Origin of the sequence: Rahnella aceris, from assembly GCF_011684115.1 — a bacterium.
GTDB lineage: Bacteria > Pseudomonadota > Gammaproteobacteria > Enterobacterales > Enterobacteriaceae > Rahnella > Rahnella aceris.
Window position 1 is genome coordinate 370,881 of the sequence record NZ_JAADJV010000002.1, and the last position, 25,840, is coordinate 396,720.

A 25,840-nucleotide genomic window follows, 5' to 3' on the forward strand; every position below is an offset into this window, starting at 1 on the left:
GAGGTAACTTATTCACCGCACATAATGGCATATCTATTAAGGAATGGACTCATCTAAACATAACTAATCGCACTAATAATTAAAATTAAGATTATTTAATAAGTCAGGTATATTTTTCATCAAAAGGCATACAAATATATAATAAGTACTCTGCCTTAACAAAATAAATTAATATATGTTTTATTAATGCAAAATTAAGAAACAATAAAAAAGGCGACATCAAAGTCGCCTTTTCAGAAACAGGAATGAATTAATGTTCGCGTGTTTTACGGAATTTCACTTCAGGATAACGTTCTGAAGCCAGATTCAGGTTCACCATAGTGGGTGCGATATATGCTAAGTTATCGCCGCCATCCAGTGCGAGGTTGGTTTCGTTCTTGCGTTTAAATTCTTCGAATTTCTTCACGTCGCTACACTCCACCCAGCGGGCGGTCGAGACATTCACCGATTCGTAAATCGCTTCCACGTTGTATTCGCTTTTCAGACGCGCCACGACCACTTCAAACTGCAGCACGCCGACCGCTCCGACAATCAAATCGTTGTTGGCGATTGGGCGGAAGACCTGTACCGCGCCTTCTTCTGAAAGCTGTACCAGCCCTTTCAGCAACTGTTTCTGTTTCAGCGGGTCACGCAGGCGGATACGACGGAACAGTTCAGGGGCAAAGTTAGGAATGCCAGTGAACTTCATGTTCTCACCCTGAGTAAAGGTGTCGCCAATCTGAATTGTGCCGTGGTTGTGCAGACCGATGATGTCGCCCGGATAGGCTTCTTCAACGTGTGAACGGTCACCGGCCATAAAGGTCAGGGCATCGGAAATCACGACGTCTTTACCCGTACGCACCTGACGCAGCTTCATGCCTTTTTCATATTTGCCGGATACCACACGCATGAACGCCACGCGGTCACGGTGTTTCGGGTCCATGTTGGCCTGAATTTTAAACACAAAACCTGTGAATTTCTCATCATCAGCTTTCACTTCGCGCAGGTCAGTTTTACGTGGCATCGGCGCAGGAGCCCAGTCCACCAGACCATCAAGCATATGGTCGACACCAAAGTTACCGAGCGCGGTACCGAAGAATACCGGCGTCAGCTCACCTTGCAGGAAAGCTTCGTGATCGAATTCATGTGATGCACCCTGCACCAGTTCCAGCTCATCACGAAGTTGCGCAGCCAGATCTTCGCCGACGGCAACATCCAGCTCTGGATTGTTCAGGCCTTTGACCACGCGAACTTCCTGGATGGTGTGACCTTTACCGGTCTGATACAGATACACTTCGTCTTTATAAAGGTGGTAAACCCCTTTGAACAATTTACCGCAGCCGATCGGCCAGGTAATCGGAGAACAAGCGATCTTCAGCTCGCGCTCCACTTCGTCCATTACTTCCATCGGATCGCGGATATCGCGGTCGAGTTTGTTCATAAAAGTCAGGATCGGCGTATCGCGCAGACGGGTCACTTCCATCAGCTTACGGGTACGATCCTCGACACCTTTTGCGGCGTCGATAACCATCAGACAGCAGTCAACGGCAGTCAGGGTACGGTAGGTATCTTCGGAGAAGTCTTCGTGCCCCGGGGTGTCGAGCAGATTAACCAGACACTGTTTGTACGGGAACTGCATCACGGACGTGGTGATGGAAATACCACGTTGTTTTTCCATTTCCATCCAGTCGGATTTGGCGTGATGGCTGGAGCCACGGCCTTTTACAGTCCCGGCTGTTTGAATGGCCTGTCCGAATAACAGAACCTTTTCGGTAATGGTCGTTTTACCGGCATCGGGGTGAGAGATGATGGCAAATGTGCGGCGCTTAGCCACTTCAAGGGCGTATTCACTTGGAGACATGTTTTTCACGTTTCTGCGGTTGGTCCGCCCTGCATAGGATTCACATCACGTCAGAAGGTGACGTCAGGCAAAGCGGTAATAAAAGTTATAGCCGGCTATTTTCACTGATTTAGACGGGATGGGCAATCAATGGTTTTTTTGTGTGGTGTGACTAAGAGAGCGCTTTAGAAACGGAAGTCGGTTGAAAGTGCGGCCCAGTGTTCTTGCAGAACTATTTTATGTTCTTCAAGCATCGGTAACTCCGTAAGCAAATCTGGCCAGCATTTACGCGCAATTTCAATGGCTTCATCAAGATGCACTTCAACGGCAGACCATGGTACACCAATTCTTTCAGCCCAGCGCTTGAAGGTCTGCATATTAATCACACTCCATCGTTTTTCTTTTGCCATATTCAAAGCCACACCATCGTCCCTCTTAACGTAGGGTTTGGTAGAAACAATGTCATAGGCAGGTGAAAGGACAGCGTCCACTCGATTGGGGTAGATCACCGTCCAGTTTTTTAGATGGGCATCCCCATTCGCCACTAAAATGTTCGCCAACATCCGGCGCGCCATCTGCTGAATATCGATGATTCCTCCTGCACCGACTCTATAAAGAGCACGACCAATATCGTCGTAGCTATAGCCCTTATATTTATTCCGCGCATAAACCTGAAAAATCTGTGCAAAATCCTCAGTATGCACGCGCCCTTCGTCCGTGCGGTCAAAGCGACGAATCGCGTAAGCATAAGGCTCATCAGGTAAAGGGATATCAGGTAAATTGACCAAATTTCGGAGCTCGACAAGCTTAATCTCAGGGATATTGACACCGATTACCTGCGCTAATTTCATCGCACTAAATTCATTCTCAGGCACTGCACGATGTGCCGTTGACGGAGTTTTGATAATCCAACTGTCTCCCCCGACAGCCGTACTCACGTTGAAACGGCCATCTTGTCGTAATGCAGAGAACTTCATCTGAACACCTGCCAGAGAAAATTTGTCGGTGCTATGCAAAACATCAATTTGAACGGCTTCCAGTTTGTCGCCACGAGATGTCAGCGCCCAGCCAGGTATTTCGCCCCCCTTAAGTGGCACGGCGGTTATCCCACCGGGCAGGTTATTACCGGCATAGGCCAGTAATGGGAACTCATCGTCATGATGGACTTTCAACGTCAACGCCATCCATTCTCGCAATGCGCCTTCTGACAACAAATTTGAAAGAACCGGGGGAAGCTTGTGAAAACTGATAAGCGGCTTATTGAGATATTCTGCCCGCACTTTTTGCGTCAATGTAAAAACGGGACGCTGACTGATGGGTAGTTCAAGATACTCCGGGGCAAAAGATAGGATATTTCGGCTGCCCGCATAATGTGCTAAAACCCCTACACACTGCTCATCAAGATACAGTGCTAAAGCCTCGACTGACTCCACCAGCTTCTCCATGTTTACTCCTTTAAATCACTTAAGATGTCATCCCAATCATTGTTAAGACTCTCTGGCTCCGGCTCAGATGGGCGGTTACCGTTACTAATTGTCGAATCAAGCAGCTCTTTAATCTCTTGTACACGCTGACGCGGCACCAACATGAGTTCCAGCTCCATGCCTTCCAGGATCCTCAGTAACGTTGAAAGACGGGGATCCGCACCCGCTTCAATTTTCTGATACTGCTGCTGAGTCATACCCGTTCTCATACGCATATCTTGTTGGCTCAGCCCTAACTGCCGGCGCCTTTGTTTTAATAAGGTCGGCAATTCATTGAGAGTTCTCATTAGCTATCTCCTGACAGACTACTTACAACAAAATAGCTGTTTTTCGGGTTATTTAACAACACATTAATTGTAATAATTAAAATTTACACTTAATTTGCTGTAAATAATTTTAATTACAACTCTTTAACTGTAAATATAATGAATTACACCTTTTTAATTGTAATTTTGGCGGAATACAACTAATTGGATGTAAATAGTATAAATTACAGTAAATGAGATGTTGTTACGGTATCACCCCAGCGGCAGCGCCATCATGATGGCATCTTCGCGGCCTTGTGCGGCGGGATAGTAATTACGGCGAATGGAAAGTTCATTAAAACCGAGGCTTTCATAGAGCGCGATCGCTTTGGCGTTGGAGGCACGAACTTCAAGCCATAATGTAAAAACATCTTTCTGTTCAAGTTGTTGTATCACTTCTTCCAGCAACGTACGGCCTAAGCCCTGACGCTGAAAAGCCGGATCGATAGCGATATTAAACAGTGTGGCTTCGTCGAGAACAATTTGAGTGATCGCAAAACCAGCCATCACTTCGCCCTGCATGATTTTGAGATTCAGATAGCGTTCGCCCTGATTGCTGGCAAGCGTATTTTCAGTCCACGGAAAGGCATGACTGGCTTGTTCGATGGCGAATGCGCGGGGAAGATCAGCGGGCGTCAGGATAGAAATGTTGTTCATTTTCACAGATCTGCTGCCAGAGCGCGCGTTTGGCGCCGGCGTCTTGATAGAGTTCGGCCAGGGCCGGAGTGGAGAGCTGCGGGCCAGTGAGAGTCAGCGGTTCGCTTACCCCCAGTCGCCAGATATTGCAGCGGGTATCTTCAGGTAACATAGTGACCTGTTCAGGCGTCAGGCGGTAAACTTCTGATTCTTTTAGCGTCAGGCTGCGCAAAACATCGCTGACCAGCGGATCATCTTCTGCTGGCGGAACGGCGGCGACGATCAGCAATTTAGTTCCCGCGGGCAGACTGACTGCCACTTCGCCTTGTAATACAGCAGGCCGGCGCAGCGTCCACTGGGTAATGCCCAGCTGTTGTAATAATGTATCTCGTCTGGATGCCATGCCTGATCCCTGCCGGTTGAAGTGCGAAAAGCCCGGCTATGCTAGCAAACACATCGAACATGCGCCAATAAAGCTCGATTACTCAATCAGAGACGAAGAGTATATAATCCCGCGTTCATTCCTGAGGAGCCTCACCCTGATGTCTGCATTAACTCCGGCCAGTGAAGTCATACTGCGCCATAGCGAAGAATTTGAAGGCCGCCGCGTCCTGTTCGCCGGTGACTTACAAGACAGCCTGCCAGCTGAAATTGACGCCGAAGAAGTTCGCGTCCACACCAATATGTATCACCACTGGCAGATGCTCAGCAAAGCGCTGGGAGATAACGTTCAGTTTGGCTTAGTTGCTGATGCTGAATTCATCGCGCCGTGTGATGTGCTCGTCTATTACTGGCCAAAGAGCAAACTGGAAGCGAAATTCCAGCTGTTCAACTTACTGTCACACTTACCGGTCGGCATTGATGTGTTTGTCATCGGTGAAAACCGCAGTGGCGTTCGCAGCGGGGAAACCACGCTGGAAGGCCTGTGCGAACTGAGTAAAGTCGACAGTGCACGTCGTTGCGGTTTGTACCATGGCCGTCTGGAAAAGCAGCCTGAGTTTGATGCTGACGGCTGGTGGGATCAGTACATGGTCGAAGAAGTGACCATAAAAACCCTGCCAGGCGTATTCAGCCGTGAAGGTCTGGACAGCGGAAGCCTGTTGCTGATCAACAGTTTCGAAGAGCCGGTTAAAGGTAAAGTGCTGGATGTTGCCTGTGGTGCCGGGGTACTGGCCTCGGTACTGGCCATGTACTCGCCGAAGATGAAAATCACGCTAAGTGATGTGAGTGCGGCCGCTATCGAAGCCAGCCGCGCCACACTGGCGGCAAACGATCTGCCGGGCGAAGTCATTGCCAGCAATGTCTATTCCGACATTGCCGGGCGTTTCGATATGATCATCTCCAACCCGCCATTCCATGAAGGTCTGCAAACCAGTCTGACAGCGGCGGAGCAGTTGATCCGTGGTGCGGTAAGCCATCTGAACATCGGCGGCGAACTGCGCATTGTGGCGAACGCCTTCCTGCCTTATGCCGCCCTGCTTGATGACGCCTTTGGCAGCCACGAAGTGCTGGCACAAAACGGCCGCTTCAAAGTGTACCGGGCCGTACGTGGACGTCCGCCGCGCGATCTGAAAAAGAAAAAACGTTAATCAGTCAGACGTTGAGGAAACGCATCAGTTCCGCGTTGTAGCGATCACCCGCTGCCACGCGGAAAGGAAACACTGCTTCGATCGCCGCGATTTCGGCTTCACTCAGGGAGACATCAAGCGCGGCGATGTTTTCCTCAAGATAATGACGATGTTTGGTGCCAGGGATCGGCACTATGTTATCGCTTTGCGATAATACCCACGCCAGCGCCAGCTGCGAGGGTTTCACCCCTTTCTCCTGCGCCAGTTCACTGATTTTCTCCGCCAGTTGCAGATTTTTCGCGAAGTTGTCCCCCTGAAAACGCGGGCTGTCGCGGCGGTAATCATCCAAATCCAGATCGTCCACTGAACGGATTTGTCCGGTCAGAAAACCCCGACCCAGCGGGCTGTAAGGCACAAAACCAATCCCCAGACGCTCACACGCCGGTAAAATATCGGCTTCCACATCACGTGACCAGAGCGAATATTCGGTTTGCAGCGCGGTGACCGGATGCACTTTATGCGCCCGTTCCAGAATGCTCACAGGCACTTCGCTCAGCCCGATATAACGGATCTTGCCTTCCCGCACCAGATCGGAGAGCGCGCCGATGGTTTCTTCGACCGGCACCGTCGGATCCGGACGGTGCTGATAATAGAGGTCGATAACGTCGGTCCCCAGACGCTTCAGGCTGCCTTCTACCGATTTGCGGACATAGTCCGGATGGCCGTTTGTACCCCGCACCTGCGGATGGGACGGATCACGCACAATACCGAATTTGGTGGCTAAAAAAACCTGATTGCGACGCCCTTTCAGGAAACGCCCCAGCAGTTCTTCATTGGTATGCGGGCCATACATGTCGGCGGTATCCAGCATCGTGACGCCCAGTTCCAGCGCACGCTCCAGCGTTGCCATCGATTCTTTATCATCCAGACCGGTGGTATAGAAGTCGCTCATGCCCATGCAACCTAGCCCCAGCGCTGACACCATCGGACCCTTTTTACCCAGCTGACGTTGTTTCATCGGATTTTCCTTATGACACAGAGAGGAGAAGTAACGGGATAAAGTTTGGTTGTTCTTTCAGGAAAGATAAATCAGCGAAAACGTGCAACACTGTTCATAAATCGCAAACAATCATTGAGAACAGTATGGATCAAATTCAGGCGATGAAAATCTTCATCCGCATTGCCGAACTGGAAAGTTTCAGCCGGGCTGCGGAAGACCTTAATGTGCCACGCGCCACGGTCAGTACGACCCTGAAACGTCTGGAACAGCGACTGGGTGTCCGCTTGTTTCTGCGCACGACACGGCAGGTCAAAATCACCGATGAAGGCAAAATCTATTATCAACGCTGCCTGCAATTGATCTCAGCGCTGGAAGAATCTGACGCCCTTTTTGCGCATCACAAAAACCAGCCAGCTGGCATTGTCCGCATCGACATGCCGCATTCTCTGGCGCGCGTGATGGTGATCCCCGCGCTGCCGACGTTTTACCAGCGCTATCCGCAGATAACCCTGAGTGTCAGTGCCAATGACAACGCCATCAATCTGCTCGATCAGGGGGTGGATTGCGTGGTGCGTGCATGGCCTTCGGAAGATGACAATCTGCAGTCGCGCCATCTGACAGACCTGAAACAAATCACCTGCGCATCGCCGGAATATTTAGCCAAATTTGGTACGCCGCAGACACCGGAAGATCTCACCGCACATCACGCCGTGGGCTATTTTTTTGCCCATCAGCGGGCAGATTCACATCTGGAATTCGTGACAGACGGAAAGATCGAAAAGCGACAACTTGCCAGCACGCTGACCGTCAGCGGCGCCGACGCGTACGTCGCCGCCGCAAAAGCGGGTTTTGGGCTGATTCAGGCCTCGGAACTGGCGATGACGCAGGAACTGGCACAGGGCGAACTGGTGGAAGTACTGCATCAGCATCTTCCGCCGCCAATGCCGCTGTACATTATGTATCCGCCCGGCCGCTTCCTGGCCCCGAGGATCCGCGTGCTGCTGGACTGGCTGATCGCGCTGTTTTCCAGCCCTGCTGACCCGGTGTGTAAGAACCTCATTATGGGAAAAATCGTTGATTAAACCATCGATTAACCTGACGACGTTCTGAGACATTGAACCATTCACCACGAATATGCTGTTTTTTACATCAAACGTCCGAAATGGGGGAAATAACTATTGACGCCTGTGGGAAAATCTCTAGAATTCGCCCCCGTGGTTGTGTTACTTGCTGATGACATTCCGATGAATGCGTCAACACAGTAATCAATTGGAACGCGATGGTGGCGGAATTGGTAGACGCGCTAGCTTCAGGTGTTAGTGTCCTTTGGATGTGAGGGTTCGAGTCCCTCCCTTCGCACCAATACAATCACAAGATTTATATTGCACGGCACGGTACGCGATGGTGGCGGAATTGGTAGACGCGCTAGCTTCAGGTGTTAGTGTCCTTTGGATGTGAGGGTTCGAGTCCCTCCCTTCGCACCACTCCGGTGATATAAATCGAATCCAGCAGTAAGCAGAAATCATCTGTGCGAAGGTGGCGGAATTGGTAGACGCGCTAGCTTCAGGTGTTAGTGTCCTTACGGACGTGAGGGTTCAAGTCCCTCTCTTCGCACCACGTGATTCTGTTCCTCAGTTTTTCCTTCCTGCAATACTTCTTTCAGTTTCAAAAAATAGAAAAGACCCGCAGCTTTACTGTGTTTCCTGTTTTTCATCTTAAAAAATCCTTTTATTACAACAAACTAAAATTCAACGTTACCGCAGCCAGACTTCCTGCCAGCGCCATAAATGATGGCAGCAACATATAGTGTCGCAACGTACGGTGGAACAGCATGCCCAGCGTGATCAGCATTGCAACGACTATCAGCACACGTAACTGATCGAGCGACATATGCGTCAGGGCAAGCAGCGGCATCAGTGCACAAGGCAACAATACGCCCCAACCGCTGGTAAGACGTTTGCCAAACATCCACACAACCGCCCAGATGCCACATGCAATGGCCATTGCTGGTATCATAACCTTGCTCCAAATAATGGTAATGAGAACTAATATCATATAGGATTTTTTCTCATTTACCACCTATTTACAGTCCCCCCCTTCGTTTGGGTGACACCTGACCGCAAAAGTGTTAGTTTTGTGGCAGTTAAACCACATTAGTACAGCCTCAATTAAGACAGTCACTATAAAAACAACATTTTATTGCGTTCTAATAATTACATATTAGAACTATTAGCCTTCCTGCATGGAATAATTACGCGGTATAGGGCGATAAGACACTTTATCTATTCAGAACAACACACGCTAAATAGAGTAAATTTGATGATATCTCATTCCTATGATGAGCTGCTTAAAAGCAAACATCGGCTGGCGATGTTGCTATTCTTTTTTTTAAATAGTGCAACTGCATTATTTTCTATGGCTTACCCGCCAGAGAATGCAGTCTCTACGCCATTTCCGTTGGTGCTGATTTTTGTGCTTTGTTTTTCAGGGCTGATATTTTCTTTTTTCAGTAAGAAAAATTACTCTGCCCATCTTAATATGTGTTCAGTCGCCGTCGGGCTGTTATGGGCCTGGCAAATAACCTTACGCTTTGAAGAAATCGGCCATCTGGATAAAAATTATCTTTTAGTCAGCTTGCTCAGTATATTCTTTATCAGTGCCATCGCTTTATCAGATAATTTTCTGGCTTTTTGCCTGCATGCAGTACCTTCTACTCTTTGCGTCATCTTCTTAGACGATTTCCAACATGTCGAGCGCATCTTATTTACCGTCTCATTGCCGCTGATTGGCCTTTGGCTGCATCATCTGATGCTCAAACGCAGCGATGAATTTACGCGCAGAATGGTGTCCAATCTCTACAGCGAACGGGAAAAATTCAGCGACCTGAGTATGCTCGATCCGCTGACCGGTCTTTACAACCGCCGGGGTTTGCAGAATAAGCTGGAAACACTGTTTAATCAGGATTCAGGGCACTACGTTATGCTGCTCGATATCGACCATTTCAAAGCCTATAACGACAACTATGGCCACACGATGGGCGATCAGGCATTGGTGCGGGTCTCTGCCGCTATCCGCGATGCAGTGCGCTCGCGGGATGTGGTTGTCCGTTATGGTGGAGAAGAGTTCCTGGTACTGATGTCCAACGTTAAACAGGAACACGCGGTTCGCATGGCAGAGCGTATCCAGAATAAAGTCCTCGGGCTGAATATCCCGCATTTGTTTAATGTTGAGGTCTCCACCCACGTCACGGTAAGTGCCGGGCTGGCTGCGCTGGAGGACGGTGACTTTATTAAGACTTTAGGTAAAGCCGATGCCTCACTCTATAACGCAAAAAACAGCGGCCGTAATAAAATATTTTATGCCTGGGAAGAGACCCAGGAGATACAGCAAGCCGTGGAAGAAAAAATAGCCTGACGATGATTTATATATAGTATTAATAACAACACACTTATTGTTATTAATTTTTGCGAACAATGTTCAGCGTTTTACCGGTTCGTCATAAAGAAAGCCGTCATTCATTTTCACTGCATAATCATTCAACTTTCAGCCAGATTAATGGTTCTGGCTGAAAGTAAAGAAACTTGTTTACTATAATGAATGTTACTAATCCCTGTTACTTTTCAACTTTTTAAATCTACTTAAATATGCCTGCACACGTCCGCTTTACCACGAAATAAGCACAGATAAAAATAATCCTAAAAGACATCTTGAGTCCATTTCCCACCCGTTATCGACCTCTTCTGCAACCACAATCCCTTTGTCTCTAAAAAGTCTCTAAAAATGTCCTAGTTTGTTGATTTAATGTAATTATTAATTCTCTTACTGGATTTGTGAACTGACTCATGTTCATCTTCCGGCGAGTGCCAGCGCTGATTTCTCTGTGGCACTGACCGGAAGGCTCCACTACCGGACACTTCTTACACTACCGCCACCCGCTGCTCATGTTTCTGAAGGATCAGTTAACAGCAGCGCTTTTGTTTATCTCATCACTCTACATAATAAAAGGTCCAGTGTATGAACAGTTCGATAGTGTTAGGGATTATCTGGCATCTGATAGGAGCAGCCAGCGCAGCTTGCTTCTATGCGCCATTCAAACAAGTTAAACATTGGTCATGGGAAACCATGTGGTCGCTTGGCGGCTTCTTTTCCTGGATCATTTTACCGTGGGCGGTCAGCTACGTGCTGTTGCCTGATTTCTGGGCCTATTATGGTTCATTCAGTTTTGCGACCCTGCTGCCCATTTTCCTGTTTGGCGCCATGTGGGGCATCGGTAACATCAACTACGGCCTGACCATGCGCTACCTCGGTATGTCGATGGGGATAGGCATCGCCATCGGCATTACCCTGATTATCGGGACGCTGATGACGCCTGTTTTACAGGGCAAAATTGGCATGCTGTTTGGCACAACAGGTGGCCAGCTTACCCTGCTCGGCGTATTTGTTGCGGTCATCGGTGTGGCAATTGTCAGCTATGCGGGTTTCCTGAAAGAAAAAGCATTGGGCATTAAAGCTGAAGAGTTCAATCTGCGAAAAGGGCTGATTCTGGCTGTAATGTGCGGGATTTTCTCCGCAGGGATGTCTTTCGCCATGAGCGCTGCGGTGCCAATGCACGAAGCAGCACGCGAACTCGGGATTGATCCGTTGTACGTTGCCCTGCCAAGTTATGTGGTGATTATGGGCGGCGGTGCGGTCGTTAACCTCGGTTTCTGCTTTATCCGTCTGGCAACACGTAAAACCATCTCTTTGCGCGCCGATATGTCGGTGGCGAAATCCCTGCTGCTCACCAATGCGGTCTTTTCCATTATTGGCGGCGTGATGTGGTATCTGCAGTTCTTCTTCTACGCCTGGGGCCATGCCAGCATCCCTGCAGAATATGATTACATGAGCTGGATGCTGCATATGAGTTTCTACGTATTGTGCGGAGGCATCGTCGGTCTGGTGCTGAAAGAATGGCTCGGGGTAGGCAAAAAACCAGTACGCGTTCTTTGTATCGGTGCGCTGGTGATTATTCTGGCGGCGAATATTGTCGGTCTGGGTATGGCACTGTAAGCGTTACGTTTCTCAACGACAGCAGAACTTATTCTGCTGTCGTTGAGGATAAAAGGATTTTGCCGGTCTGCTGTGTAAAACGCTGCCGGTAGTCCCGCGGCGAAACACCACTTGCACGACTGAACACCACAGAAAAATAGTTACTGTCATCAAAGCCGCATTCAGCGGCCACGTCACTGATCGTCATGTTGCCGTAGCGCAGCAAACTCATCGCCCGGCAAAGCCTCAACTGACGTAAATAATGGGTCACGCTCATGCCGGTGTACTGCTTGAACAGCGAACGTAAAGCACGCGGATTGAGCTGATGTTGCAGACAAAACGTTTCAAGATGGAAGGGAGCGGAGATATTTGCCCGCAGAGCCATCAGCAATAGATCCAGCTGATGCGCATCCGGTAACGCGCCACTGTCCGGCCGCTGACGAAAACGCAGTAACAACAGTGCCAGTTGCATCAACAGGGCTTCACTCAGCTGGATCGAAAGCGGCTCCGATTTCATACACTCTTTAGCAAGCTCATCCACTTTATCGCGCAAAACCGCCATGCCAAGCGTACTTAAACGCCAGTAACGTTGTTCCTGGCTGACATTTTCACCCGGTAATAATTGCGACCAGTCGGCTGCCAGCCCGAAACGCTCACGGCAAAACAGCACATTATCCAGTGCCAGTTCATTGACTGACTCATAGCTATGCCGGTCCCGCGAATTAATATAAAACAAGTCACCACAGGTGATGGGATAAGGGATGTCGTTCCAGACATGCAGACCATTACCGCGCCAGACAATGACCAGTTCATCAAAATCATGGTCATGACTCGGAAAGTCGGCCTGCGGGTGACGTTCAGCCACCACGACCGAATTCATTTTGGTCAGGAAGAAGTCATTTTTATTCAATTTCAATGACATAGATGCAATCTCAAACCCGTTTGACGACAAAATAAACGAGGCAGTTCTCAGGTAAGAATACCGGAAACCGCGAGAGGTGCCGTTTAACGCAACTGATCACGCATGAGTTTTGGCGACACCGAAAACTCCCGACGAAACTGTGTCGAGAAGTGGTTACTGTCACTGAAGCCGCAGGCATAGGCGATGTCGGTAATACTTTGATCGCTATGATGTAAACGACGGCGCGCCTCCAGCAACCTCAGTCGGTTGAGATACCGCTGTGGCGTCATGCCGGTGTAATGCTTCATCTGACGATGTAATGTTCTCAGCGCCAGCGAAAAACGTTCTGCAGCCTCGGTCCAGTTGACGTCCTCACTGTAATGCGACTGGAGCCATTGCAAAAGTTGATTGACCCTGTTTTCCGAGGTATCTCGCAATTGTGACTGGAAACAGTCCTGATAAAGCAGGATCAGCAGTTGTAAAAACAGACTTTCACGGGTCGCGATGTGTTCCATTTCAACACTGTCAGGCAACGCTGCAAGCTGGGTGATGCAGTTCAGTACCTGCTGAAGCACGCACGGACTGAGCTGCCAGTGGACCTGTGACTGATAGTGATGTTCCTGAGGAAGGAAGTGGCCGACGTCCTGAATGAACCGGAACGCCTTCGGCGAGCGGAACAGCACATTGGTCAGCCGCAGGTTATCCACATTTTCAAACAGATGATGATCGCTGGCGCGCACAAAACAGACCGTACCGGCCGTCAGTGTATAAGGGTTGTCATTGAAGATATGCACACCCGATCCGCTTTCCACCAGCATAATTTCGTGGAAATCATGGTAGTGCTCCGGGAATACATCTTGCGGAAGCCGCCGCTCAACCGTCACAGTCAGCTCAGGTGCCGCAAAATAATCATCACCTCTCAGTAACGTCATGTATCACCTCCGGTTCAAAATCCTTGTGCTTCGGGAACCAACCCTACCCTGCGCCCTGCGTTTTTGCCTTCAAACCACGGCAGCAAAAGCGCCATAAACGGTCATATTTCAAAGATTCAGCCTGTCGTGATGCAGATCTGCGGTAAAGATCACAATCGCGTATTCCGGTTTACTCCGGCGCGGCAAAACCCTGTTTCAGCCAGCTTTGAACCGTTATGTGATCTGCCTCGCATCTACCTTTTTAATGCTGCCATCCCGCCAAAACCGGTGGCAATCACCGGAAGGTGTCCCTCAGGCGCCTCCCCTACACTGGCCACATATTCAATAAGGAATGGCCGCTATGAGAACACACCATCTTGCCGCTATTGACCTCGGCGCTTCCAGCGGCCGGGTGATGCTGGCGACGTTTACCCGTCAGGATCCCGATCCGGCAGCGACGCTGACACTGAAAGAAATCCACCGTTTTCCTAATAACCTGATCCGCGTTGATGGCCACGATACCTGGGACCTTGATGCGCTGGAGAAACACATACTTGAAGGGCTGAATCGCCTCGACGCGTCCGGCGTTCAGCTTGACGGTATCGGGATTGATACCTGGGGAGTGGATTATGTCCTGCTTGATGCACAGGGGCAGCGGGTCGGCTTGCCGGTTGCTTATCGTGACAACCGCACGGAAGGCGTGATGGCGCGGATGGAACAGCAGTTTGGCCGCGAGAATTTGTACCAGAAAACCGGCATTCAATTCATGCCGTTTAACACACTTTACCAGTTGCGCGCGCTGAGCGAACAACAGCCTGAAATCGTCAGTAAAGCAGCCCACATGCTGATGATCCCGGATTATTTCCTTTACCGCCTCACCGGAAAACTGAACTGGGAATACACCAACGCCAGCACCACACAGATGCTCAATCTCGCCACCGGTGACTGGGATGAAGATTTGCTGAAACTTGCAGGTGTGCCGCGCCGCTGGTTGCAAAAACCTACACAGCCGGGTAACTCCCCGGGACTGTGGAAAAGCCCTCGCGGACGCAGCGTACCGGTATTCAGCGTCGCAACGCACGATACCGCCAGCGCGGTGGTTGCCGCCCCGCTGACCAGTTCACACAGCGCCTATCTCAGTTCCGGCACCTGGTCGCTGATGGGCATTGAAAGCCCGCACGCTTTTAACCATGCCCAGGCACTCCACGACAATATCACCAACGAAGGCGGTATCGACGGCAGCTATCGGGTGTTGCGCAATATCATGGGCTTATGGCTGTTCCAGCGGGTTTGCCGCGAACTGAACATCCAGGATTTACCGTCATTAATCACGCTGGCTAAAAACGTCACGCCGTTCACTTATCTGATTAACCCGAACGAAGATCGTTTTATCAATCCCCCCTCTATGGTGGATGCCATTCGCGATGCCTGTCGTCAGGCGGGTGATCCGGTGCCAGAGTCGCCAGCTGAACTGGCGCGTTGTATTTTCGACAGCCTTGCCATGTTGTATCGCAAAATCGCCTTGCAACTTGCTGATTTACAAGGGACACCGCTGGAAGATATCCACATCGTTGGCGGCGGCAGTCAGAACCAGTTCCTGAATCAGCTTTGTGCTGATGTCTGTCAGGTCAGCGTCAGCGCAGGCCCGGTGGAAGCTTCAACGCTTGGCAATATCGGCTGCCAGCTGATGGCGTTAAACGCCGTCAAAGATACCGCTGAATTTCGTCGCATTGTTGCCACGAATTTTGAGCAACACCACTACATTCCACGTATTCACGCGGATTTCGCTATTCACTGGCGCCGTTTTCAGGCGCTCTGTCACGTCAATGAGGAACTCGCAGTATGACTTCATCTATCGATCAAGCATGGACACTTGCCAAAGAACGCTTTGCACAGTTGGGTATTGATGCCGAAGCTGCAATCAAACAACTTGATACCCTGCCCGTTTCTATCCATTGCTGGCAGGGGGATGATGTCGCTGGCTTCGAAAACCCTGAGGGCAACCTGACCGGCGGTATTCAGGCGACCGGTAATTATCCCGGCAAAGCGCGCAACGCTCAGCAGCTTCGTGCTGACTTAGAACTGGCGATCTCCATGATCCCTGGCCCTAACCGGCTGAATCTGCATGCGATTTATCTGGAGTCCGATAAGCCCGTTGCCCGTAATGAGATTGAACCTAAGCACTTCACCGGCTGGGTTGACTGGGCGAAGAAAAACAAGCTGGGTCTGGACTTCAACCCGTCTTGTTTCTCACACCCGCTGAGCGCCGACGGCTTCACGCTGTCACACGCAAACCCGGAAATTCGCCAGTTCTGGATTGAACATTGTCAGGCCAGCCGCCGTGTCTCTGCCTCATTTGGCCGCGCACTGGGCACGCCGTCAGTGATGAATATCTGGGTGCCGGATGGCATGAAAGACATCACCGTCGATCGTCTGGCACCGCGCCAGCGCCTGATGAGCGCACTTGATGAAGTGATTTCTGAGAAGTTTGATATCACCGAACACATCGATGCCGTTGAAAGCAAACTGTTCGGCATCGGTTCTGAAAGCTACACCGTCGGCTCAAACGAATTCTATCTCGGTTACGCTGCCAGCCGCGGCACTGCGCTGTGCCTCGATGCCGGCCACTTCCACCCGACTGAAGTGATCTCCGACAAAATTTCTGCTGCGATGCTGTATGTGCCGCGCCTGCTGCTGCACGTCAGCCGTCCGGTACGCTGGGACAGTGACCACGTAGTTCTGCTGGACGACGAAACGCAGGCCATCGCCAGCGAAATCGTGCGCCATGACCTGTTCAACCGCGTTCATATCGGTCTGGATTTCTTCGATGCCTCGATCAACCGCATCGCTGCCTGGGTTATCGGCACCCGCAACATGAAAAAAGCCCTGCTGAAAGCCCTGCTCGAACCGACCGATTTACTGAAAAAACTGGAAGCCGAAGGCGATTACACCGCACGTCTGGCTCTGCTGGAAGAACAAAAATCCCTGCCATGGCAGGCCGTGTGGGACATGTATTGTCAGCGTCACGATGTACCGGTTGGCGGTCAGTGGCTGGATACCGTCCGTCATTACGAAACCAGCGTGCTGGCAAAACGTTAATTGCCGCCGAACGCAACAGAAACGCATTCACCTTATTCGCAGGAAAGAACCGATGAAAACATTATTTAGCTCGTGGTTTGTGCAAGGCATGGTCAAAGCGACCACCGATATGTGGCTGAAAGGCTGGGATGAACGTAACGGCGGCAACGTCAGCATGCGCCTGTTACCGGAAGACGTCGCACCTTATAAAAATGATTTTTACGACCAGCCGCGCCAGGTTGAACTGACTCAGCATGCGCCTGATCTGGCCAACGAATACTTCATCGTGACCGGTTCCGGTAAGTTTTTCCGTAACGTGCAATTAGCCCCGTCAGAAGCGCTGACCGTTATTCAGCTTGATGACAAAGGCGCCAGCTACAAAATCCTGTGGGGTCTGACCGCCGGCGGTCTGCCAACCTCTGAACTGGCCTCACATCTGCAATCTCACGCTGTGCGTAAACGTGTCACCAACGGTCAGGATCGCGTGATCATGCATTGCCATGCGACCAACCTGATCGCACTGACGTACGTGCTTGAGCTCGACAGCGCCAAGATCACCCGCAAGTTGTGGGAATGCAGCACCGAATGTCTGGTGGTCTTCCCCGACGGCGTGGGGATTGTACCGTGGATGGTGCCGGGTACCGATGGTATCGGCGCAGCCACTTCCGACCGGATGCAACATCACAGCCTGGTGTTGTGGGCATTCCACGGTATCTTCGGTTGCGGCCCGACGCTGGATGACGCTTTTGGCCTGATCGACACTGCTGAAAAATCGGCGGAGATCCTGGTGAAAGTGATTTCTATGGGTGGAATGAAACAAACCATCCAGACCGATGAACTGATTGCGCTTGGCAAACGTTTTGACGTCACGCCTTTTGAGGCCGCACTGAAAGCCTGATCAGGCACTTTATGCTCCAGACTTCATAAATCCTGCACGGGGAACAGTGGATGTTTCCCGTAGCAGGAAATGGCAAAGACCGCGGAGCAGCGCACAACAGGACACCTATTTTACTTACTCTATAGAGGGAATTTTTATGAGTTTCATGTTGGCACTTCCTAAAATCAGCCTCCACGGTCAGGGCGCAATCGAAGATATGGTTGCGATGCTGGCGACTAAGCAACACGGCAAAGCGCTTATCGTAACCGATGGCCAGTTAATCGAACTGGGTCTGCTTGACAGTTTATTCTCCGCACTTAAACAGGCCGGACTGCCTTACGCTATTTACGGCGGCGTGGTACCCAATCCAACCTCTGCTCACGTGGATGAAGGTTTCCGTTTGTATCAGGAAAACCAGTGCGATTACCTGATCGCTTTCGGCGGCGGCAGCCCGATTGATACCGCAAAAGGCATCAAAATTCTGACCGCCAATCCGGGGCCCGCCACAATGTATTCCGGTGTCGGCAAAGTTACCAAACCGGGTGTCTTCCTGGTGGCGATTAATACCACAGCGGGCACAGCCGCAGAACTCACCAGCAATGCGGTGATCATCGACAGCCAGCGTCAGGTGAAAGAAGTGATCATCGACGCCAATCTGATCCCGGATATTGCAGTGGACGACCCGGCGGTTATGCTCAAAATCCCGGCCAGTGTCACCGCTGCGACCGGCATGGATGCGCTGACCCACGCCATCGAAGCCTATGTTTCTGTCGGCGCACATCCTCTGACCGATCCGACCGCGCTCGCCGCGATTTCAACTATCACGCAATGGCTGCCAAAAGCAGTCGATCACGGCGATGATATTGAAGCCCGCGAGAAAATGGCGCAGGGACAATATCTGGCCGGTATGGCATTTAACAGCGCAGGCTTGGGGCTGGTTCACGCACTGGCGCATCAGCCGGGCGCGACACATAATCTGCCGCACGGCGTCTGTAATGCCATCTTGCTGCCGGTTGTCGAAGAGTTTAACCGCGCCAGTGCACCTCACCGCTTTGCCGATATTGCCCGCGCGATGGGCGTGCATACGCAAGGTATCAGCGAAACACAGGCCAGTATTGCGGCCATTGACGCTATCCGAAAATTGTCCACCCGCGTGGGTATTCCTTCCGGTTTCAAAGAGCTGGGGATTAAGGAAAGCGATATCGAAGGCTGGCTGGATAAAGCGCTGGCTGACCCGTGCGCACCGTGCAATCCGCGCACCGCAACTCGTGAAGAAGTGCGCGAGTTGTATCTGAAAGCAATGTAGTTTCTTTGCTCCCCCTGAAAGGGGAGAACACGGAAACAGCTCGGTCTGCTCCCTCCCTGCGAAGGGGAGGGTTGGGGTGGGGTATTAAGTAAAAGCGAATGTGTTGAAGTGTACTTTGACGAGGCGTTTATCTTTAAAACCCCCTCCCAGCCTCCCCCTTCGCAGGGGGAGGAGCTTTCCCTCTACCCCCCGATAATCTAACCGGAGAAAAACATGATCCGTAAATCCTTCGTGATGCAGGTTAATGCGAATGCACACGATGAATATCAGCGCCGTCATTCGCCAATCTGGCCGGAACTGGCGGAAACCCTGAAAGCCCACGGCGCGCATCACTACAGCATTTTTCTCGATGAAAAGCGTAATCTGCTGTTTGGCTATGTGGAAATAGAATCAGAAGAAAGATGGAACGCGGTAGCAAAAACGGAAATCTGCCAGAAATGGTGGAAGCATATGGCAGACGTAATGCCTGCCAATGCCGATAACAGCCCGGTCAGTAACGATCTTAAACCGGTCTTTTACCTCGATTAACCCTCTGCCCGGAGGGTTTTCCTTTTCCGGCAGACGGATTCTGCGCTTTTGAGGCGGTAAAACGCGTGGTGGCCGGTTTCGCTTTGCCTGAAACTGACGCCGCAAACTTCGGATCAAAACCGTCCGGCGGCACCAGGCAATCAGGCCGGATGCCAATCAGACGGCGCATGCCCATCGCGGTCAGCGCCTCGCGGATCACCGGCCAGTTCACCGGATCGTGATAGCGCAGCAAGGCTTTATGCAACCGCCGCTGACGATCGCCTTTCGGCACCACGACGTCTTCACTTTTATAATCCACTTTACCGAGCGGATTCTTGCCGCTGTAATACATGGTGGTGGCGCTGGCGAGCGGCGACGGATAAAAGTTCTGCACCTGATCCAGCCGGAAGCGATTTTTCTTCAGCCACAGCGCCAGGTTGATCATGTCTTCGGTACGTGTCCCCGGATGTGCGGAGATAAAGTACGGGATCAGATATTGCTCTTTTCCGGCCTGTTTGGAATAGCTGTCAAACAGCTCCTTGAAGCGGTAATAACTGCCCATTCCAGGCTTCATCATTTTGGACAGCGGTCCGGCTTCAGTATGTTCCGGCGCGATCTTCAGATATCCCCCCACGTGATGTTCGGCCAGCTCTTTGATATAACGCGGATCTTCTACCGCCAGATCGTAACGTACGCCCGAGGCGATCAGTATTTTCTTGATGCCCTTCAGGCTGCGCGTACGGCGGTAAAGGTTGATCGTCGGTTCATGGTTAGTGTCCATGTGCGTACAGATTTCCGGATACACACAGGACGCACGGCGGCAACTTTGTTCCGCTTTCGGCGACTGACAGCGCAGCATATACATGTTGGCGGTCGGGCCACCCAGATCGGAAATCACACCGGTGAATCCCGGTACATTGTCGCGGATCTCTTCTATTTCGCGGACGATCGACGCTTCCGAGCGGCTCTGAATGATCCGCCCTTCATGCTCGGTGATCGAACAAAACGCACAACCGCCGTAACAGCCACGCATAATATTGATCGAGAAACGGATCATGTCATATGCCGGAATTGTCGCTTTGCCGTAAGACGGGTGCGGTACGCGCTGGAACGGCAGGCCAAACACTTCGTCCATTTCTTCGGTCGACAGCGGGATCGCCGGTGGGTTGATCCACACATAGCGGTCACCGTGTTTTTGCATCAGGGCACGCGCACAGCCAGGATTGGTTTCGTGATGCAAAATGCGCGAGGTATGCGCGTAAAGCACTTTATCGGCCTTCACTTTTTCAAATGATGGCAACAGAACGTAGGTTTTCTCCCACGGTTTCGGCTTTGGCGCGCGCACCGTTACCGGTTGCGGGGCATCCGGCGCAGGCAACTCTCCTTCCGAGCACGGCAGATCTTCGCCATACGGGTTCATGATCGGTTCAATACGTCCTGGCTTATCGAGCCGCGTGGAATCCACACCGCTCCAGCCGATAAGCGCCGTTTTGCGCATCACGGCAGTGTTACGCACATCATGAATATCAGTAATGGATTCGCCCGCCGCCAGACGGTGCGCCACTTCCACCAGCGGCCTTTCGCCGTTGCCATAAATCAGCATGTCAGCTTTGGAATCCACCAGTACCGAGCGCCGCACGGTATCGGACCAGTAATCGTAATGTGCGATACGTCGCAGGCTGGCTTCGATACCACCGAGCAAAACCGGTACATCGCTGTAGGCTTCTTTACAGCGCTGCGTGTAGACCAGCGTCGCGCGATCTGGACGTTTTCCACCCACGTTACCCGGCGTATAGGCATCGTCATGACGCAGCTTCCGGTCGGCGGTATAACGGTTGATCATCGAATCCATATTGCCGGCAGTCACGCCGTAAAACAGATTCGGCTTCCCGAGCCTCATGAAATCTTCTTTGCTGGTCCAGTCCGGCTGCGCGATGATCCCGACGCGGAATCCCTGCGCTTCCAGCATGCGGCCAATGATCGCCATGCCAAAACTCGGATGATCGACATAGGCATCGCCGGTCACCACGATCACATCACAACTGTCCCAGCCAAGCTGTTCCATTTCCTCCCGGGTCATCGGGAAAAACGGCGCAGTGCCGTAGCATTCGGCCCAGTAACATGGGTAAGAAAACAGGGTGCGATCGGGTTGGATCAGACTGACTGGCATAGTAAGGTCTTCGTTCGGCGGCAAATAATTGGCCGCAAATTATACGGGGACGGAAACTGCGGCGGGTGAGCAAATCGCTTAAAATTGTTTTAGATCAAATTATGTTTTCTGACTGAGCGCCGTATTATATCCAGGCTGCTCCGGCGCGGAGGGTCTCAGCAGATCCAGTATTTCTTAAGAAGTCATTTCCTTTATACCGGCAATAAAGAGTGCTCAAATAGTCCATTGCTGAATCAGGTTTTAAAGGAAAAATAGCGTTATGGATAATAAACGTTTCCAGAAATTACTCTTACCCAAGCTTACCGAAGCCATGCTGTTTACGCGTTCACGACTGTCGCTGAAATCTGCCAATAAGTTTTATCCGGATAAAAGAATGATTGATGGTCTGATGATGTCGGATCCTAAAAAATACCGGCTGCATTCACTGGGCGGCGACAGGGATCGGGGTGCCATGGTGCGGGGTCTGCGAAAGCTCAATCTTTCCTCCCAGCAGCTTTACCGGAAAGTTGAAGAAGATTATCGCAACGGGAAAGAAAATGCGGGCAACTGCGGCGAAAATGCCCGCGTCGCATTTTGTTATATCAGTGAAAACATTCAAAAATGGGAAAGGCTCGCCGGTACGCCATTAAAAGTGATCAGCATCTTCATTACGCGTCCGGTCGACCATTGCCTGGTATTAGTCGGCACCCAGCCTGTACATAACAACGGCAAAATCCTTGAGAACGCACTGATTTGCGATCCGTGGGCAAAGATCGTCTGCCCTCTGGCGCATTATTCTCTTGAGTGGAAAATGAAAATGAATAAATGGTCTAACCGTGGCCTGAAGGGGAAATATCCCGGCGGTGTTTACGACCATTTTGCTAACAGGGATTCCCGTGAAGCGATCCGTATCGGCAAGTTCGTTATTTATGAACAAAATCAGTACAAAATTTCACAGCGGATCCATGATAAAAAGCTTTATTCGCTGATTGATCCCAATGCGATTACCTGACGTTTTCATTGCCATAAAAAAGGCCTGCCGGTTTCCCGCAAGCCTTTCTTTTTTGCTGAGCTCAATCTTATTTTTTCGCCAGCGCCTCAAACACTTTTTCAACGGCCACTGCGCCGGGATCTTTCACCCCTTTCAGGCTGTTGCTGCTGAGATAAGAAGAGCGCCCCGCATTGGCTTTCTTCATGCTGGCCGTGTCTTTGGCCCCTTTGGCTGCCGCTTTAGCCGCCCCTTTCAGCGCATCTTTTTTGCCAAGGGCTTCCAGCGCCGGTTGCAGTGCGTCGATCATCGTGCGATCCCCGAGATCTGCCCCGCCGTAATGCTTCATGCGTTCGAGACCGGACAGCAACGCTTTCGGCAACTTCTCACCCTCACCGACTTTCTTACCGGCGGCGGTAAAGAAGATCGACATCAGCACGCCGCTGGATCCGCCCATGACGGTCGCCAGACGATCGCCGACAACGCCCAGAAGATCGGCCACATTATTCAGCGGTAATCTTTTGCCTTTGTTTTCTTTCTGGATATCGCGCGCGCCGGTGGCAAACGTCGAACCGGTATCGCCGTCACCGACTTTGGCATCGAGTTTATTCAGCTCATCTTCCAGATCAGAAAGTGTCTGAGTAATGGTTTCAACGATTTTGCCAACCTGCGTATTGGACGAGGCTTTTACCGTTTTCTTATCGCTGATTTTCTTGCCTTTTTTGATCGCCAGTTTCTCAAGCTTCACCAGAGGCTGCCAGCCGGAGGCTTCCACTTCTGCCAGCAAGGCTTCCTCAATGCCGCCTTTAAGGGCAATCACCGAGAGCGAGAACCCTTTCATATCCAGCGCACTGACCAGCGATGCGGGGCCAATCAGATAACGGATCGAACTGCCGAGCGCAGAATGCACCAGTTCTTTGGTGATCTGATTCATTTCGAGCGGAGAGACGCCGCCGAGGTTATTGATCAGCACCGCCAGCTTGTCGCTTTTCTTCACATGTTCCGCAAGCTTGCCGACCAGCGTATCCACCACTTTTTTGCTGTTCTGGGTTTTCATGGTCGACACACCCGGTTCGCCGTGAATACCTAATCCCAGCTCAACGTGGCCCGATTCGATACGTTGCTCTTCTTCATCTTCACCGCCTCCCGGCAGGCTGCACCCCGCCGCCGCGACACCAATACTGGCGGTCGCATTAATCGCCTGCTGGGCGATTTTGGTGACATCTTTCAGGGATTTGCCCTGCTCAGCCGCGTAACCGGCAATTTTATGCACCAGCGCCGTACCGGCGATGCCGCGTGGCTGCTTGTTTTCCGGCAGGGAAATGTCGTCGGAGACCATCACCAGCTCGACGTTATAGCCCATACCTTTTGCTTTCTCAGCGGCCAGACCAAAGTTCAGACGGTCGCCGGTGTAGTTTTTGACGATCAGCAGACAGCCCGCTTTGCCGGTAACCGCCACAATCGCGTTCAGCACGGCGTCCACGCTCGGAGAAGCAAACACTTCGCCACACACCGCCGCCGTGAGCATGCCTTTGCCGACAAACCCCACGTGCGCCGGTTCATGACCCGAGCCACCGCCTGAAATCAGCGCAACTTTTTTCTTATCCCAGTCACGCCGCACGACAACGCGGATTGCCGGATCGATGTCCAGTTTTGCCAGGTTTTTGTAGGGAGAGGTCAGGATCACCCCTTCAATAACATCGTTAATCAGAGTCTTGCGGTCATTCATAAAGAATTTAGACATACCGGACCTTTCCTTTTAACTGTTTTCCAAGTGAAAAAAAGAGCTTCTACGCAGTATAGATAACCCAAAACATAACACAGGGAAAAGTAACGAAGGGGGCGGGAAAGGCGGTTTCCCGCCTTTTAGGAAATGATGAGAAAAGAAATCAATTGCAGGCGAGAACCTTGATAGCCAACCCGCCTGTCGAGGTTTCACGGTATTTCGAGTTCATGTCCTTGCCGGTTTCGTACATGGTTTCGATGACTTTATCGAGGCACACACGCGGTTCGCTGGTGCGGCGTAATGCCATACGCGACGCATTGACGGCTTTCACAGCCGAAATGGCGTTACGCTCGATGCATGGCACCTGAACCTGTCCGGCCAGCGGATCACAGGTCAGCCCGAGGTGATGTTCCATCGCGATTTCTGCCGCCATAAACACCTGCGCGGTGCTGCCGCCCAGCAGTTCGGTCAGACCTGCTGCCGCCATAGAACAGGCCACGCCCACTTCGCCCTGACACCCTACTTCCGCACCGGAAATCGAAGCGTTCATTTTGAACAGAATACCGACCGCGCCGGAAGCCAGGAAGAAGCGGCTGTACGAATCAGGGCTGATCGGGCGGATAAACTGATCGTAATACGTCAGCACGGCAGGAATAATGCCACACGCGCCGTTGGTCGGCGCAGTGACCACACGTCCGCCTGCCGCATTTTCTTCGTTAACCGCCATCGCGTACATGTTGATCCAGTCAACAACACCCATCGGATCGACATTGTTCTTATCCTGCGTCACCAGAATGCGGCGCAGTGCGGCGGCACGGCGGTTGATTTTCATCGGTCCCGGCAGCAAGCCTTCGGTATGAATGCCACGCGTAATGCCTTCGCTCATCACATTCCAGATGGCCGCAAAGTGATCGCTGATTTCTGTGCGTGTGTGTCCCGCCAGTTCGTTTTGCAGCATCAGTGCCGACAACGACAGGCCGGTGTCCGTACAGTGTTTTTGCAAATCGCTGGCTGAACGGAACGGATACGGGCGCACCACCGGATTTTCATCCTGCATACCAAATTTGCTGGCTTCGACAATAAAGCCACCGCCGATAGAGTAATAAGTTTGGGTATAGAGCAGTTCATCGCCGCTGAACGCACTGATTGTCATGCCGTTTTCATGCAACGGCAGATTACCGGAATGGAAATTCATGCCTGAACTGGCCGGGAAATCCACTTCTTTTGCGCCCTTGCCCAGCATCAGACGTCCGGTATTTTCTACCTCACGGATAAACGCCGGGATCGCATCGATATCCACATCATCCGGCATATTCCCCGCCAGCCCCATGATAATAGCCAGATCAGTGTGGTGACCTTTACCGGTTAATGATAATGATCCGTAAACATCAACCGCCACGCGGGTCGTTTGGGTTATATGGCCTGAAGAGATAAGTTCATCAGTGAATATTTTCCCGGCTTTCATCGGGCCAACAGTATGCGAACTGGAAGGACCAATACCAATTTTGAAAATATCGAAGACGCTGATCACGGTGGGTACTCCAAGTGAAATTATTT

At 51.3% G+C, this 25,840-nt stretch carries 22 protein-coding genes and 3 tRNA genes; 13 read left to right on the forward strand and 12 right to left on the reverse strand.

Translation table 11 applies throughout. The features are described from left to right. Positions 1-250: 250 nt before the first annotated feature. The 5 genes from prfC to GW591_RS14060 form a co-directional block, all read right to left on the reverse strand. Positions 251-1,840: a peptide chain release factor 3 gene (gene prfC, locus GW591_RS14040; protein WP_013577108.1), complete on the reverse strand. Its 1,590-nt coding sequence runs from the start codon at positions 1,838-1,840 to the stop codon at positions 251-253. Positions 1,841-2,004: 164 nt separating this feature from the next. After that, complete coding sequence (locus GW591_RS14045) at positions 2,005-3,264, reverse strand: type II toxin-antitoxin system HipA family toxin (RefSeq protein WP_166860817.1); 1,260 nt, start codon at positions 3,262-3,264, stop codon at positions 2,005-2,007. A 2-nt stretch (positions 3,265-3,266) separates the two neighbouring features. Next, on the reverse strand, positions 3,267-3,590 hold the full coding sequence (locus GW591_RS14050) for a helix-turn-helix domain-containing protein (RefSeq protein ID WP_013577110.1): 324 nt from the start codon (positions 3,588-3,590) through the stop codon (positions 3,267-3,269). Positions 3,591-3,821: 231 nt separating this feature from the next. Next, positions 3,822-4,265, reverse strand: coding sequence for a ribosomal protein S18-alanine N-acetyltransferase (gene rimI, locus GW591_RS14055; protein WP_013577111.1), 444 nt, complete (start codon positions 4,263-4,265; stop codon positions 3,822-3,824). Further along, entirely contained in the window at positions 4,234-4,647 is a 414-nt protein-coding gene (locus tag GW591_RS14060; protein ID WP_013577112.1) for a DNA polymerase III subunit psi, read from the reverse strand. Before GW591_RS14060 ends, rimI begins: the two co-directional genes overlap by 32 nt. A 139-nt stretch (positions 4,648-4,786) precedes the next feature. Between GW591_RS14060 and rsmC the strand changes: the two genes are divergently transcribed. Beyond that, positions 4,787-5,833 (forward strand): 16S rRNA (guanine(1207)-N(2))-methyltransferase RsmC, encoded by a 1,047-nt coding sequence (gene rsmC, locus GW591_RS14065; protein WP_013577113.1) that lies wholly within the window; start codon positions 4,787-4,789, stop codon positions 5,831-5,833. 4 nt (positions 5,834-5,837) lie between these two features. Here rsmC and GW591_RS14070 read toward each other — a convergent pair whose 3' ends face one another. Beyond that, positions 5,838-6,830: an aldo/keto reductase gene (locus GW591_RS14070; protein ID WP_013577114.1), complete on the reverse strand. Its 993-nt coding sequence runs from the start codon at positions 6,828-6,830 to the stop codon at positions 5,838-5,840. A 125-nt stretch (positions 6,831-6,955) separates the two neighbouring features. Here GW591_RS14070 and GW591_RS14075 point away from each other — a divergent pair, with 125 nt between their 5' ends. From GW591_RS14075 to GW591_RS14090, 4 genes are all read left to right on the forward strand, one after another. Beyond that, a complete protein-coding gene (locus GW591_RS14075) occupies positions 6,956-7,894 on the forward strand; it encodes a LysR family transcriptional regulator (protein WP_013577115.1) in 939 nt (312 codons plus the stop codon). Positions 7,895-8,088: 194 nt separating this feature from the next. Further along, positions 8,089-8,174, forward strand: a tRNA-Leu gene (locus GW591_RS14080). Between the two features lie 36 nt (positions 8,175-8,210). Beyond that, positions 8,211-8,296: transfer RNA gene (locus GW591_RS14085), tRNA-Leu, on the forward strand. Positions 8,297-8,342: 46 nt separating this feature from the next. After that, positions 8,343-8,429: transfer RNA gene (locus GW591_RS14090), tRNA-Leu, on the forward strand. Positions 8,430-8,543: 114 nt separating this feature from the next. Here the strand turns inward: GW591_RS14090 and GW591_RS14095 are convergent. Next, the gene (locus GW591_RS14095; protein ID WP_013577116.1) at positions 8,544-8,828 is read right to left on the reverse strand and encodes a DUF1435 domain-containing protein; all 285 of its coding nucleotides are present in this window, start codon (positions 8,826-8,828) and stop codon (positions 8,544-8,546) included. Between the two features lie 303 nt (positions 8,829-9,131). Here GW591_RS14095 and GW591_RS14100 point away from each other — a divergent pair, with 303 nt between their 5' ends. Next, the gene (locus tag GW591_RS14100) at positions 9,132-10,226 is read left to right on the forward strand and encodes a GGDEF domain-containing protein (protein ID WP_112198609.1); all 1,095 of its coding nucleotides are present in this window, start codon (positions 9,132-9,134) and stop codon (positions 10,224-10,226) included. 600 nt (positions 10,227-10,826) lie between these two features. Further along, positions 10,827-11,861: an L-rhamnose/proton symporter RhaT gene (gene rhaT, locus GW591_RS14105; protein WP_013577118.1), complete on the forward strand. Its 1,035-nt coding sequence runs from the start codon at positions 10,827-10,829 to the stop codon at positions 11,859-11,861. Positions 11,862-11,889: 28 nt separating this feature from the next. Here the strand turns inward: rhaT and rhaR are convergent, their stop codons facing one another. Continuing rightward, complete coding sequence (gene rhaR, locus GW591_RS14110; protein WP_013577119.1) at positions 11,890-12,762, reverse strand: HTH-type transcriptional activator RhaR; 873 nt, start codon at positions 12,760-12,762, stop codon at positions 11,890-11,892. An 83-nt stretch (positions 12,763-12,845) separates the two neighbouring features. After that, entirely contained in the window at positions 12,846-13,673 is an 828-nt protein-coding gene (gene rhaS, locus GW591_RS14115) for an HTH-type transcriptional activator RhaS (RefSeq protein WP_013577120.1), read from the reverse strand. Between the two features lie 340 nt (positions 13,674-14,013). Here rhaS and rhaB point away from each other — a divergent pair, with 340 nt between their 5' ends. The 5 genes from rhaB to rhaM all read left to right on the forward strand — a co-directional run bounded on the left by rhaB (position 14,014) and on the right by rhaM (position 19,441). Further along, complete coding sequence (gene rhaB / locus GW591_RS14120; RefSeq protein WP_013577121.1) at positions 14,014-15,498, forward strand: rhamnulokinase; 1,485 nt, start codon at positions 14,014-14,016, stop codon at positions 15,496-15,498. Further along, positions 15,495-16,751 carry an L-rhamnose isomerase gene (locus tag GW591_RS14125; protein ID WP_013577122.1) on the forward strand — a complete coding sequence of 419 codons (1,257 nt, stop codon included), beginning with the start codon at positions 15,495-15,497 and terminating at the stop codon, positions 16,749-16,751. Before rhaB ends, GW591_RS14125 begins: the two co-directional genes overlap by 4 nt. Positions 16,752-16,803: 52 nt before the next feature. Beyond that, positions 16,804-17,628 carry a rhamnulose-1-phosphate aldolase gene (rhaD, locus tag GW591_RS14130; protein ID WP_013577123.1) on the forward strand — a complete coding sequence of 275 codons (825 nt, stop codon included), beginning with the start codon at positions 16,804-16,806 and terminating at the stop codon, positions 17,626-17,628. A 136-nt stretch (positions 17,629-17,764) separates the two neighbouring features. Continuing rightward, the gene (gene fucO, locus GW591_RS14135; RefSeq protein ID WP_112198611.1) at positions 17,765-18,913 is read left to right on the forward strand and encodes a lactaldehyde reductase; all 1,149 of its coding nucleotides are present in this window, start codon (positions 17,765-17,767) and stop codon (positions 18,911-18,913) included. Between the two features lie 213 nt (positions 18,914-19,126). Beyond that, positions 19,127-19,441 carry an L-rhamnose mutarotase gene (gene rhaM, locus GW591_RS14140; RefSeq protein ID WP_013577125.1) on the forward strand — a complete coding sequence of 105 codons (315 nt, stop codon included), beginning with the start codon at positions 19,127-19,129 and terminating at the stop codon, positions 19,439-19,441. Here the strand turns inward: rhaM and GW591_RS14145 are convergent. Beyond that, positions 19,416-21,590 (reverse strand): YgiQ family radical SAM protein, encoded by a 2,175-nt coding sequence (locus GW591_RS14145; RefSeq protein ID WP_166860819.1) that lies wholly within the window; start codon positions 21,588-21,590, stop codon positions 19,416-19,418. The two genes, rhaM and GW591_RS14145, sit on opposite strands and share 26 nt — an antisense overlap. 259 nt (positions 21,591-21,849) lie before the next feature. Between GW591_RS14145 and GW591_RS14150 the strand changes: the two genes are divergently transcribed. Beyond that, the gene (locus GW591_RS14150) at positions 21,850-22,581 is read left to right on the forward strand and encodes a hypothetical protein (protein WP_013577127.1); all 732 of its coding nucleotides are present in this window, start codon (positions 21,850-21,852) and stop codon (positions 22,579-22,581) included. 67 nt (positions 22,582-22,648) lie between these two features. Here GW591_RS14150 and GW591_RS14155 read toward each other — a convergent pair whose 3' ends face one another. Next, positions 22,649-24,301, reverse strand: coding sequence for a dihydroxyacetone kinase subunit DhaK (locus GW591_RS14155; protein ID WP_166860821.1), 1,653 nt, complete (start codon positions 24,299-24,301; stop codon positions 22,649-22,651). Between the two features lie 145 nt (positions 24,302-24,446). Then, entirely contained in the window at positions 24,447-25,814 is a 1,368-nt protein-coding gene (locus GW591_RS14160; RefSeq protein WP_037033510.1) for an L-serine ammonia-lyase, read from the reverse strand. Positions 25,815-25,840: the final 26 nt, after the last annotated feature.